The 11,324-nt window shown below is 70.5% G+C and carries 11 protein-coding genes; 8 read left to right on the forward strand and 3 right to left on the reverse strand.

Features of this window, described 5'->3' with window-relative positions; genetic code table 11:
- Nucleotides 1-17 precede the first annotated feature (17 nt).
- From AB0H49_RS15415 to proB, 8 genes are all read left to right on the forward strand, one after another.
- Nucleotides 18-485 (forward strand): hypothetical protein, encoded by a 468-nt coding sequence (locus AB0H49_RS15415; RefSeq protein WP_357251668.1) that lies wholly within the window; start codon nucleotides 18-20, stop codon nucleotides 483-485.
- Nucleotides 455-646 carry a hypothetical protein gene (locus tag AB0H49_RS15420; protein ID WP_357251671.1) on the forward strand — a complete coding sequence of 64 codons (192 nt, stop codon included), beginning with the start codon at nucleotides 455-457 and terminating at the stop codon, nucleotides 644-646. The genes AB0H49_RS15415 and AB0H49_RS15420 overlap by 31 nt, the downstream gene beginning before the upstream one ends.
- A gap of 44 nt (nucleotides 647-690) precedes the next feature.
- Nucleotides 691-1,107, forward strand: a complete 417-nt coding sequence (gene ndk / locus AB0H49_RS15425) for a nucleoside-diphosphate kinase (RefSeq protein ID WP_355000843.1) — start codon at nucleotides 691-693, stop codon at nucleotides 1,105-1,107.
- Between the two features lie 533 nt (nucleotides 1,108-1,640).
- The gene (locus tag AB0H49_RS15430; protein ID WP_357251674.1) at nucleotides 1,641-4,787 is read left to right on the forward strand and encodes a translation initiation factor IF-2 N-terminal domain-containing protein; all 3,147 of its coding nucleotides are present in this window, start codon (nucleotides 1,641-1,643) and stop codon (nucleotides 4,785-4,787) included.
- 297 nt (nucleotides 4,788-5,084) lie between these two features.
- On the forward strand, nucleotides 5,085-5,396 hold the full coding sequence (gene rplU, locus AB0H49_RS15435; RefSeq protein ID WP_068065454.1) for a 50S ribosomal protein L21: 312 nt from the start codon (nucleotides 5,085-5,087) through the stop codon (nucleotides 5,394-5,396).
- 22 nt (nucleotides 5,397-5,418) lie between these two features.
- Nucleotides 5,419-5,685: a 50S ribosomal protein L27 gene (rpmA, locus tag AB0H49_RS15440; protein WP_068065451.1), complete on the forward strand. Its 267-nt coding sequence runs from the start codon at nucleotides 5,419-5,421 to the stop codon at nucleotides 5,683-5,685.
- Between the two features lie 140 nt (nucleotides 5,686-5,825).
- Nucleotides 5,826-7,280 carry a GTPase ObgE gene (gene obgE, locus AB0H49_RS15445; RefSeq protein ID WP_355000841.1) on the forward strand — a complete coding sequence of 485 codons (1,455 nt, stop codon included), beginning with the start codon at nucleotides 5,826-5,828 and terminating at the stop codon, nucleotides 7,278-7,280.
- A gap of 130 nt (nucleotides 7,281-7,410) precedes the next feature.
- A complete protein-coding gene (gene proB, locus AB0H49_RS15450; RefSeq protein WP_355001154.1) occupies nucleotides 7,411-8,550 on the forward strand; it encodes a glutamate 5-kinase in 1,140 nt (379 codons plus the stop codon).
- Nucleotides 8,551-8,715: 165 nt separating this feature from the next.
- Here proB and AB0H49_RS15455 read toward each other — a convergent pair whose 3' ends face one another.
- The 3 genes from AB0H49_RS15455 to AB0H49_RS15465 form a co-directional block, all read right to left on the reverse strand.
- Complete coding sequence (locus AB0H49_RS15455) at nucleotides 8,716-10,035, reverse strand: hypothetical protein (protein WP_357251679.1); 1,320 nt, start codon at nucleotides 10,033-10,035, stop codon at nucleotides 8,716-8,718.
- Nucleotides 10,032-10,406 (reverse strand): hypothetical protein, encoded by a 375-nt coding sequence (locus tag AB0H49_RS15460; RefSeq protein ID WP_355000839.1) that lies wholly within the window; start codon nucleotides 10,404-10,406, stop codon nucleotides 10,032-10,034. The genes AB0H49_RS15455 and AB0H49_RS15460 overlap by 4 nt, the downstream gene beginning before the upstream one ends.
- An 83-nt stretch (nucleotides 10,407-10,489) precedes the next feature.
- Nucleotides 10,490-11,203, reverse strand: coding sequence for an ESX secretion-associated protein EspG (locus AB0H49_RS15465; RefSeq protein ID WP_355000838.1), 714 nt, complete (start codon nucleotides 11,201-11,203; stop codon nucleotides 10,490-10,492).
- Between the last annotated feature and the right edge of the window lie 121 nt (nucleotides 11,204-11,324).

Here is an 11,324-nt window from a genome sequence, read left to right on the forward strand (position 1 = left end):
AACACCGGAGATTCGTCATGCCCGATTTCGTCATCCGTTCCTTCCGCCGCGACGATCGCGACCAGCTGACCAGGCTTGTCAACGCGCACATCGCGGCCGTCATCCCCGGCGTATCCCTTTCCGTCAACACCGTGTTGAGCCAGATGGAACGGCGTCCGACCGAAACGATCATCGACCCGTGGGTCGTCGAACGGGTCACCCTGGTCGCCGAACAAGCCGGTGCGGTGGTAGCCGCGGCGCATCTGCTGCGGTACGGCGTGGGCTCGCAGGTGTCCGACAGTTACCGCGATGCCGGAGTACTGGAGTGGCTCGTCGCCGCGAACTGGGACCCGACCGGCCCGGAGGATTGGCTGCGCTCGGCTGCGCCCGCGGCGGCGCGGATCTCGGTTACCTCGAGATCGACACCGATCTGGCGCCGCCGGAGCGGATCTCGCGGCTCGGCGGCTGGGCAGACGTGTGTCGGACAGAGGGTGAGCCGGAGGTAGTCCGGTGGCTGTTCGGCCAGGTCGCGCCCTGGTTGCGGCTCGGCGGGATCGACCGTCTGCTCGATTACCTCGACCCCGGCGACGAGTCGCTGCCGCTGCTGCTGGACTGCGGTTTCGTCGAGCTGACGCGCACCGAACGGGGATGGGAGCATCGCGGCTGACGCTGGTTCGGTACCGGGAGTAGTAGTCAATTAGGCTGTGCGCCGTGACTGAGCAGACGTTGGTACTCATCAAGCCGGACGGCGTGGCCCGTGGCCTGGTCGGCGAGGTGCTGGCCCGTATCGAGCGCAAGGGCCTGAAGATCGCGGCCCTCGAGCTGAAGCAGGTGTCCGAGGAACTGGCCGGGGAACACTACGCCGAGCACGCCGAGAAGCCGTTCTTCGGCTCCTTGATCGAGTTCATCACTTCCGGCCCGGTCGTCGCCGCAGTCCTGGAAGGCCCGCGTGCCATCGCCGCGTTCCGGCAGATCGCCGGCGGCACCGACCCCGTGGAGAAGGCGGTGCCGGGCAGCATCCGCGGCGATTTCGCCCTCGAGACCCAGTACAACCTCGTGCACGGCTCGGACTCCCCGGAGTCGGCCAAGCGCGAGATCGGACTCTGGTTCCCGGAGTTCCCTGCCTGAGCTTCCCCGCGTACTCGCCGCGCCGCCGCACCACGTCGGCGCGGCGAAGCCCGCACGGCCCGCGCACCGCATCGGCCCTTGTCGCACTGGGTCGAAGCGAAGCGGCAAACCCCGAGCATCGGGCCGGTCACGCGCCGATGGCGAACCACTGGCGCGCGGTGTGGGATACTGGCAGTGGTCGTCAACGACACCGGCAGTTCGCGCAGGTACGCGAATCGTGGGTGGCGATGCCGACCGGATGACACCGCGGTTCGATGCCGATCATCGCTGCCACGGACAGCCGCGCCCGGTTGCTGAGGGTGTGGGAGTTCGCGTCGGCACGCTGGATGAGCGCTCGTTTCCGCGGAGTTCAGCCAACAGCCAGGCGCCGCGTGACCAGTTAGCCCGAAGACGAAGAACCAGGTGACTACCGGGCACGCGGGGCGAGACCACAGGACCTCGCGTCGACGGCGTGAGGTGTACGGACAGCGCCCCCGCGTTGGCCGCGTCACTCCGTACCGGGAGGGACGCGCCCGGGGGCTCGAGGAGACTTCGTGGCCGATCAAGAGCCGCTGGAAACAACATCACAGGATGCCGATCAATTGCCGGAGCGAATCCGAGTTCACGCGCTTGCCAAGCGGCTGGGAGTGACGAGCAAGCGCATCCTGGCCAAACTCACCGAGCTGGGCGCCGACGCGCGCAGCGCGCAATCCAATGTCGACCGGGCGGTCGCGGAATCGGTACGCGACGCACTCGTCGCCACCGAACCCGAGACGACGACGCCCGCCGCGGCAGCCGAACCTCCGGCCCCAGCACCCGAGGCGGCCGACGCGGCCGAGCCGGAGTCGGCCGGGCAGCCGAGCGGGTTGCTCTTCTCCGCACCGGATCAGCAACACACCGGACACCCGACCGCGGCGAGCACGCCGGCACAGCCCACCGAGCTGTTCACTCACGCCGCCCAGCGCGAGCCGCAAGTCGAGGCGCCGCCGGTCTTCGAGGCGCCGTCCGTCGCCGCGCCGCTGTTCCTGTCGCCCGACGCGGCGGCCGCCGAGGATATGCGCAAGCGTCGCCGCGCCGAACGCGAGGCCAAACGCGCCGAGGAGACCGCGGCCCCCGAGGTGGTCGAGGAGGAACCCGACACCACCGAGGACGAGCAGGACACCGCCGAGCAGCAGGGCGAGGGTGACGGGCAGCCGCGCCGCAGGCGACGGGGCAGGCGTGGTCGTGGCCGCGGCCGTGGCGAACAGCACGCCGACTCCGACGTCGAGGGCGACGAGGGCGAGCAGGCCGAGACCGACGCCGAGGACGAGGGCGGCGCCGAGGGCGCGGAAGCCGCCGAGCCGACCGACGAGGCCGACGCCGACACCGAGTCCGACGAGTCGGTGCCGGAGGGCGCGAGCCGCCGTCGCCGTCGCCGTCGCCGCAGGAAGGTCGGCGGTGAGGGCGGCGACGCCGAGCCCGCCGACGACGACCCGCCGAACACGGTCGTGCACGAGCGCGAGCCGCGTAACAAGAGCCGCAACCGCGCCGCCTCGGACGAGGTGCAGGGCATCACCGGCTCCACCCGCCTGGAGGCGAAGCGTCAGCGTCGCCGCGACGGTCGCGAGGCCGGTCGCCGCCGCCCGCCGATCCTGACCGAGTCGGAGTTCCTGGCCCGCCGCGAGGCGGTCGACCGGGTGATGGTGGTGCGCGAGAAGTCGTTCTCCGAGCACCCCACCGCCACCCAGGTCGCGGTGCTCGAGGACAACGTCCTCGTCGAGCACTTCGTCACCAACACCGGCCAGGCGTCCATGGTCGGCAACGTGTACCTCGGCAAGGTGCAGAACGTGCTGCCCAGCATGGAGGCGGCGTTCGTCGACATCGGCCGTGGTCGCAACGGCGTGCTGTACGCGGGCGAGGTGAACTGGGAGGCCGCCGGGCTCGGTGGCAAGGAGCGCAAGATCGAACAGGCGCTCAAGCCGGGCGATCAGGTGCTCGTTCAGGTCTCCAAGGATCCGGTCGGCCACAAGGGCGCCCGGTTGACGACTCAGATCAGCCTGGCCGGTCGCTTCCTGGTGTACGTGCCGGGCGGCACCTCCACCGGCATCAGCCGCAAGCTGCCCGACACCGAGCGCAAGCGGCTCAAGGAGATCCTGCGCGACATCGTGCCCGCCGACGCGGGCGTGATCATCCGCACCGCCTCCGAGGGCGTCAGCGAGGCCGAGCTGGCCCGCGACGTGGAGCGGCTGCAGAGCACCTGGCGCAGCATCGACGAGCAGGCCAAGAAGGACGGCGGCGCGCCGAAGACCCTGTACGAGGAACCCGATCTCCTGGTCAAGGTCATCCGCGACCTGTTCAACGAGGACTTCTCGCGGCTGGTCATCGAGGGCGACCGGGCGTGGAGCACGGTCGAGAACTACATCCGCACCGTCGCGCCGGACCTGCTCGCCCGGGTCTCCCGGCACGAGAACAACGGCGTGGACGTGTTCGAGACCTTCCGCATCGACGAGCAGCTGGCCAAGGCGCTCGATCGCAAGGTGTGGCTGCCTTCCGGCGGCACCCTGGTGATCGACCGCACCGAGGCCATGACCGTCATCGACGTCAACACCGGCAAGTTCACCGGGTCGGGCAACAGCAACCTGGAGGAGACCGTCACCAGGAACAACCTGGAGGCGGCCGAGGAGATCGTGCGCCAGATGCGGCTGCGCGACATCGGCGGCATGATCGTCGTCGACTTCATCGACATGGTGCTGGAGTCCAACCGCGACCTGGTGCTGCGCCGCCTGACCGAGGCGCTCGGCCGGGACCGCACCAGGCACCAGGTTTCGGAGGTCACCTCGCTCGGCCTGGTCCAGATGACCCGCAAGAAGCTGGGCACCGGTCTGGTCGAGGCGTTCTCGACCACCTGCGAGCACTGCCACGGTCGCGGCATCCTGGTGCACACCTATCCGGTGGAGCCGTCGGCCGCCGAGGACACCTCGACCCGTCGCGAGAGCGGTTCGCGTCGTCGCCGCGGCAAGGACAAGAGCGCGGCCGCCGTGTCGGCAACCAACGGGACGCCGCAGCCGAGCGAGTCGCTCGAAGAAGAGGCCGCCGTGCGGCGGGCGCATCCGGTGGCGCTGGCCATGGCCGCGCACACCGCCACGGACACCGAGCCGGAACAGGCCGAGGTCGCCGAGGTGGAGGTCGTCGCGACCGATGCCGACGCGGTGGCGGCGAACGTGGCCGACGCCGTGGCCGCCGCGCAAGAGACGCTGGCCGAGGAAGCCGCCGAGGTCGAGACGGTGTCCGAGGAGGCCGCCGAGGTCGAGCCGGTCGCCGAGGTCGAGGCGCCGGTCGCCGAGCCGGTGGCGACGGTCCCCGCCGAGACCGGTCCGGTTTCGGTGGCGGAGGTCGAGCAGCCCGCGGCCGAGCCGGTGCCGCCGGTGCGGGAGGAGCCCGCCGTCGCGGAAGCCGCTGTCGCCACCGCCGATAGGTCGGTTGCCAACGGTGAACCGGCGCCCCCGCAGACGGGTCGCCGTCGCCGCGTGGCGCGTTCGGCGGCCGCTCCTTCGGCAGACAGTGCCGGAGCGGTCTTCGTGCTGTCGAGTGGCGATCAGGACACCGCGCCCGCGGTCGACTACTCGGAACCGGAGCCGGTCGAGTTGCCGCAGCGCGCACGTCCGCGGCGCAGGGCCGTCGGCCGTCCCGCGGGCCCGCCGCCGGTCGATACGCCGAACTGAGAAGAGCATGGCGATTCGGCCGGTCGGACCCGAGAGGGGCGACCGGCCGAAACCGTTCCGGCGCCGGTCCGCTCGGTGGAAACCGCGCGTGGCGTAGGTTGCCGGGAGGCTGCCGACCAGCGAATTGGGTCGTAGACCTGGGGTCTGGTAGCCTTGGACGGTCGCTGCCTGGCGATGCGCCCGAAGCTGCTGACGCAGCGAGGTATGCGCCCCGTGCAGCACCAGCCAAGAGAATTCACGTCGCGACTTGCGGCGTGAGTGAAGCACGAGAAGACATCGAGTGGAGGAAGCCGACCGATGGCAACGTACGCGATCGTCAAGACCGGCGGAAAGCAGTACAAGGTCGCGGTCGGTGACCTGGTGAAGGTCGAAAAGATCGAGGGTGCGCCGGGTTCCGCCGTCGAGCTCTCGCCCGTCCTCGTGGTGGACGGCGCCGAACTGACCACCGACGCGGCCAAGCTGGCCGAGCGTTCGGTGACCGCGGAGCTGGTCGAGCAGACCAAGGGCCCCAAGATCCGCATCCACAAGTTCAAGAACAAGACCGGCTACCACAAGCGCCAGGGTCACCGTCAGCCGCTGACGGTCCTGAAGGTCACCGGCATCAAGTAAGACATCCCGAGGAGACTCAGCTATGGCACACAAGAAGGGCGCGTCCAGCTCCCGGAACGGACGCGATTCCAACGCCCAGCGACTCGGCGTCAAGCGCTTCGGCGGCCAGACCGTCAAGGCCGGCGAGATCCTGGTGCGTCAGCGTGGCACCCACTTCCACCCCGGCGTGAACGTCGGTCGCGGTGGTGACGACACCCTGTTCGCCCTCGAGGCGGGCGCGGTCCAGTTCGGCACCAAGCGCGGCCGCAAGACCGTCAACATCGTCGTCCCGGAGCCGGTTCAGGCCTGACCGCCTAGCCGTCCAGACACAAGCCGAGCGGGTCAGGGTATGTCACCCTGGCCCGCTTTCGCGTTCTCGTGGCGGCGACCGCCGAAGAATCAGCGCGAGCCCTCGAAGAACGACCAGCCCAGAAGGAGGATGATTCGACCATGTCGAAATTCATCGACCGTGTCGTGCTGTACGTGCGTGCCGGGAAGGGCGGTCATGGGTGCGCGTCGGTGCACCGCGAGAAGTTCAAGCCGCTCGGCGGACCGGACGGCGGCAACGGCGGCAACGGCGGCGACGTCATCCTCGAGGTCGACGCGAACGTGCACACGCTGCTCGACTTCCACTTCCACCCGCACGCCAAGGCGGGCAACGGCAAGCCGGGCGAGGGCGGCAACCGGGACGGCAAGACCGGCGGCGACCTGCTGCTGAAGGTGCCCGACGGCACCGTCGTGCTGGGCAAGGACGGCGAGATCCTGGCCGACCTGGTCGGCGTGGGCAACCGCTATGTCGCCGCGCGCGGCGGACGCGGCGGACTCGGCAACGCGGCGCTGGCTTCGAAGGCGCGCAAGGCGCCCGGCTTCGCGCTGCTCGGCGAGGAGGGCGAGGAACGCGATCTCGTCCTGGAACTCAAGTCGGTCGCCGACGTCGGCCTGGTCGGCTTCCCGTCGGCGGGCAAGTCGTCGCTGGTCTCGGTGCTCTCCGCGGCCAAGCCGAAGATCGCCGACTACCCGTTCACCACGCTGGTGCCCAACCTCGGAGTGGTGGCCAGTGGCGACACCACCTTCACCATCGCCGACGTGCCCGGCCTGATCCCCGGCGCCAGCGAGGGCCGCGGCCTCGGCCTGGACTTCCTTCGCCACCTGGAGCGCTGCGCGGTGCTCGCGCACGTCGTCGACTGCGCGACCCTCGAACCGGGCCGCGATCCCGTCTCCGACGTCGACGCGCTCGAGGCCGAGCTTGCCGCGTACAAGCCCGCGCTCGCCGCCGACGCCGGTCTCGGTGATCTGGCCGACCGCCCGCGTGTGGTGATCCTGAACAAGACCGACGTCCCCGACGGCGCCGAGCTGGCGGAGATGGTGACGCCCGAGTTCACCGCGCGCGGCTGGCCGGTCTTCGAGATCTCCGCGGTGAGCCGAGCGGGCTTGCGCCCCTTGACCTTCGCGCTCGCCGACCTGGTGCGCGAGTACCGCGAGGCGCACCCGAAGGCGGCGCCGAAGCGTCCGGTGATCCGGCCGATCGCGGTGGACGAGTCCGGCTTCAGCGTGATCGCCGATCCGGAGGAGCCGGGCGGCTTCATCGTGCGCGGCGCGCGCCCCGAGCGGTGGGTGCGCCAGACCCAGTTCGACAACGACGAGGCCGTCGGCTACCTGGCCGACCGGCTGGCCCGCCTCGGTGTCGAGGACGAGTTGGTGCGGCTCGGCGCCGAACCAGGCGCTCCGGTCACCATCGGCGACGTCAGCTTCGACTGGGAGCCGCAGATCTCGGCGGGCGTCGACCACGTGCCGACCGGGCGCGGCACCGATATCCGCCTGGAGCAGACCGACCGCGTCAGCGCCGCGGAGCGCAAGCACGCCTCGCGGGTGCGCCGCGGTCTGGTCACCGAGGACGAGGATTGATCGTGCAAACCGTTGCCGCCGAACGGTTTCGATCGTCCGAACGGTTTCGATCGTTCGGCGGCGGGTTCGGGCGGACGGCCCTTCGGACAGCACATTCGGTTGCGGTACAGGGAGTTCTGTTGTGACGCAGGTGAATTCGGGGCTAGCGGACGCGGTGTCGCCCGGCGGGCTCAGCGACGCGCGGCAGGCGATCGCCGCGGCGCGCAGCGTCGTGGTGAAGATCGGCTCGTCGGCGTTGACCAGCCTGAAGGGCGGTCTGGACACGACGCGGCTGGATCGGCTCGCCGACGCCGTCGAGGCCCGCATGCGCGCCGGTTCGGACGTGGTCGTCGTCTCGTCGGGCGCCATCGGTGCGGGTCTCGCGCCGCTCGGATTGTCCAGTCGCCCACGGGATCTGGCGACCAAGCAGGCGGCGGCGAGCGTCGGCCAGCTGGCGCTGGCGCACGCGTGGGGCACCTCCTTCGCCCGCTACGGACGTACCGTCGGCCAGGTGCTGCTCAGCGCCGACGACTTCTCCCGTCGTGAGCACCACCGCAACGCCCAGCGCACCCTGGACCGCCTGCGTTCGCTCGGCGCGGTCGCGGTGGTGAACGAGAACGACACGGTCGCCACCGAGGAGATCCGCTTCGGCGACAACGACCGGCTCGCGGCCCTCGTCGCGCACCTGGTCGGGGCGGACGCGCTGATCCTGCTCTCCGATGTGGAGGGCCTCTACGACGGCGACCCGCGCAAGGGCGCCGCCAACTTCATCCCCGAGGTCCGCAGCAGCGCCGACCTCGACGGCGTCATCGCGGGCAGCGGCGGCGCGCTCGGCACCGGCGGCATGGCCTCCAAGCTCTCGGCCGCACGACTGGCCGCCGACGCGGGGGTCCCCGTGCTGCTCGCCGCCGCCGAGGAGGCCGCCACCGCGCTCGCCTCCGGCACCGTCGGCACCGCGTTCGCCGCGCGCCCGGTTCGCCTGTCGGCCCGCAAGTTCTGGGTCCGCCACGCCGCCGACAGCCGCGGCGCGCTCGTCCTCGACGACGGCGCCGTGCAGGCCGTCGCCCACCGCCGCCGCTCCCTGCTCGCCGCGGGCATCACCGCTGTTCGCGGCCGCTTCTACGGTGGCGACGTGGTCGACCTCCTCGCCGCCGATCACCGCCTGATCGCCCGCGGCGTAGTCGAATACGACAGCACCGAACTCTCCACCATGCTCGGCCGCTCCACCACCGAACTACCGGACACCATGCAGCGCCCGGTGATTCACGCCGACGACTTGGTGAAGGTCTGAGTTTCCGGCGAGGCATGCAGCGCCACACGCCGTTCGTACTCCTCACATAGGCAGCGGCTTTGTGAGGCGTGCAAGCGGTGTGTGGGACCTCGGTAGCGGTGGTCATGTTGGGATGGAGCGGGTTTCGTGCGCGCCATCACTGGGGAGTGGTGTGGATCCGGCGCGCTAGCTGGTTGCGCCGGATTGGGGAACCACGCCCGGTTGGTCGGTGTGGGAGGAGCCTTGGTTCTGCCCCTCCGGGATGGGACCGGTGACGCCGGGCTGGCCGCCCGGGTCGGGCAGTGGTCCGGGTTCGCCGGGCGGCGGAGCCGGTTCCGGTGACGGCGGGGGAGGTGGTGCCTCCTGGGTCGGCGGGGGCGTAGGGGTTTCTTGGGTGGGCGGGGGTGCAGGGGTTTCTTGGGTCGGTGGTGGCACCGGCGATTCTTGGGTGGGCGGAGGTGCCGGGGTCTCTTGCGTGGGTGGTGGCACCGGCGACTCTTGGGTAGGTGCGGGCGTCTCCTGCGTGGGCGGAGGGACGTCCTGCGTCGGCGGCGCCTCGGTGGGCGACGGTGCCTCCTGGGTGGGCGGCGGTGTCGGAGCTTCCTCCGTGGGAGGCGGTGCGTCCGAGGTCGGTGGCGCCGGGGTCTCCGGGGTCGGCGAAGGCGTTTCCTGTGTCGGCGGCGCGGGGGTCTCCTGCGTGGGCGGAGGAGTCTCCTGACTCGGCGGCGCGTCCGGGGTCGGCGGCACATCGGGTGTCGCGTCCGGGGTCGGTGCGGTGGGGGCGTGGGATTCCGGCGGCGACGGCTCCGGCGTGGCCTCGGTGGGTGGCTCCGGCTGCGAATCCCCGCCCGGCGGAACGTTTTCCGGCGCGTTCGGCGAATTTCCCGTCGACCCGTTCGACCCATCGGGCCCGTACTTCGACGACCCATTCGGCGACTGCGGAATCGCCTCCGAGTCCGAAAGCGTCGACAGCACAGGCGGTTCCGGCAGCGCGGGCACGCCATTCCCCGCCATCGAATAGGCGGGCTTGTAGACCATGTTCATCGCGAGCACGGCTTCCTGCCGCAGCGCCTCCTGCGCCATCTGCGCGTCGATGACGTTCGCCGCTTCGAGCAGTTGGGCGATGGCGCCGATCGGACCGGAGCTGCCGGGCGGCACCACGGCCAGTTTGACCGCTTCGGCCGCCGCCGCGACCCCACCGAGGCGCGCGCCGACCTGGCCCATGACGGCGCTGAGTTCGTCGATGGACGCGGCGAAGCTGCGCGTGCTCGCGTAAGCGGCGTTCGCCGCCGCGCCTTCCCATTCCATGCCGTTCATGACGCGGTCCGCGCTGCCGCGGGTCAGCGGCATGGAGGTGGCCAGCGCGGCGGCGACCTCGAGCCAGGTGACCGAGGCGCGCAGGATCTCCCCGGCGTCGATCTGCTGGGTCTTGGCGTAGATCTCCTCGTGCGGCATCGACTCGAAGTGCTCCATCGAGTTGATGTAGGTGGGGTCGGTGCCGGTCATCGGGGCAGCCTCGTTTCCACCGCGCGCAGCGCGGCCGCGTTGGCGGCGTCGGCTTCTTCGTAGAGTCCGGCGCTGATCAGGAACGCTTCCTTCATGCGGTAGGCGGCCTCGATGTAGTGATCGAGCAGCGCCGCGGCGTCGCGCGCCTTGTGCCCGAATCCGGCCTGCAGTTGCTGCGCGGAGACGAAACCGCCGAATCCGTGTAACTCGGCTGCGGATTCGAGGCGCTGCTGCAGGTAGATCAGCCGGTCGGCCTGGTTCTCGTAGATCTCGGCGCACCGCCGCGCGGCGTCCGGATCGAACTTGACGGTGCCTGCCTGCGCTTCCTGCTTGAACCGCGCTATTTCGGCTCGGCTGCTCTCGATCGTCATGCGCACCCCCCGGGGATCGGTCGGTTGGCTTCAGCCTAATGGTTACAGCCGGACGGAGTCCGCCCAAAACCCGCGCATGGCGCTCACCTCGCCTGTGCCGGAATGCGTTTCTGGAGCTGGGCGGCGATCTGTTCGGGCGATGCGGGCACGATGTGCACGGTCTCGCCCGCTTTGATCAGGTACCGCCCGTCGCCCTGCACATCGATCCAGGTGTAGTGGATCGGTGGGACGGGTTCGTCCCGATCGAGCCGAGCTTCGATGCGTAGATGTCCCTCGGCGGTGTGCGGTTTGAGCAGCAGCCTGCGGATGGGGTTCGCGGCGGGCTGGGTGGCGACGACGGTCTCGGTGTCGCGGACCGCGGCGGCGCTCGCGGCGCGGGCCGGTTCGCGTCCGGCGGGTGTCTTCGGCAGCAGCGTGGCGATGCGGCTGCCCAGCTTGCTCGCGTGTCCGATCGAGATGCGCACCCGTCCGCCGAAATCGGGGCGGGTGCCGGGTTCCTGAATGGCGAGCACCGCGCGGTCGTACACCGCGCAGGCCAGTAGCCGCAGCTCGCTGTTCGGGATGTGCGCGCCGCCGATGGCGACGATCCTGGTGTGCGGTTCGGCGAGAATCCGCAGGCAGGCGGACAGGTCCGGGTCCGCGCCGAGCGGCAGGCGCTGAGTCAGCTGGGCGCGCAGCGCCTCGGCCTCGGCCTCGGTGCGCGGCGTCTCCAGGATGCGCAGCGGATAGGGGTGGCGATCCACCTGAGTTTCCCGCCAGACGTGGGCGAACTCGTCCGGGGTGAACGTCCAACCCACGCCGAATCACTCCTCACCGAACCCACCGAACTGCCCGCAGCATATCGGTGACCCTGGCCGCGCGACGAACTGTTCGAGAACTGGTACCACTGGATCAGGGGCTAACGCCGCGCCGACAACT

The organism is Nocardia sp. NPDC050713, assembly GCF_040654315.1.
Lineage (GTDB): Bacteria > Actinomycetota > Actinomycetes > Mycobacteriales > Mycobacteriaceae > Nocardia.

Bases quoted from the DNA above. Each gene is read 5' to 3' on its own strand.
- AB0H49_RS15415 (WP_357251668.1), top strand. From the start codon at position 18: ATGCCCGATTTCGTCATCCGTTCCTTCCGCCGCGACGATCGCGACCAG.
- rplU (WP_068065454.1), top strand. From the start codon at position 5,085: ATGGCAACGTACGCGATCGTCAAGACCGGCGGAAAGCAGTACAAGGTC.
- rpmA (WP_068065451.1), top strand. From the start codon at position 5,419: ATGGCACACAAGAAGGGCGCGTCCAGCTCCCGGAACGGACGCGATTCC.
- obgE (WP_355000841.1), top strand. From the start codon at position 5,826: ATGTCGAAATTCATCGACCGTGTCGTGCTGTACGTGCGTGCCGGGAAG.
- AB0H49_RS15455 (WP_357251679.1), bottom strand. From the start codon at position 10,035: ATGACCGGCACCGACCCCACCTACATCAACTCGATGGAGCACTTCGAG.
- AB0H49_RS15460 (WP_355000839.1), bottom strand. From the start codon at position 10,406: ATGACGATCGAGAGCAGCCGAGCCGAAATAGCGCGGTTCAAGCAGGAA.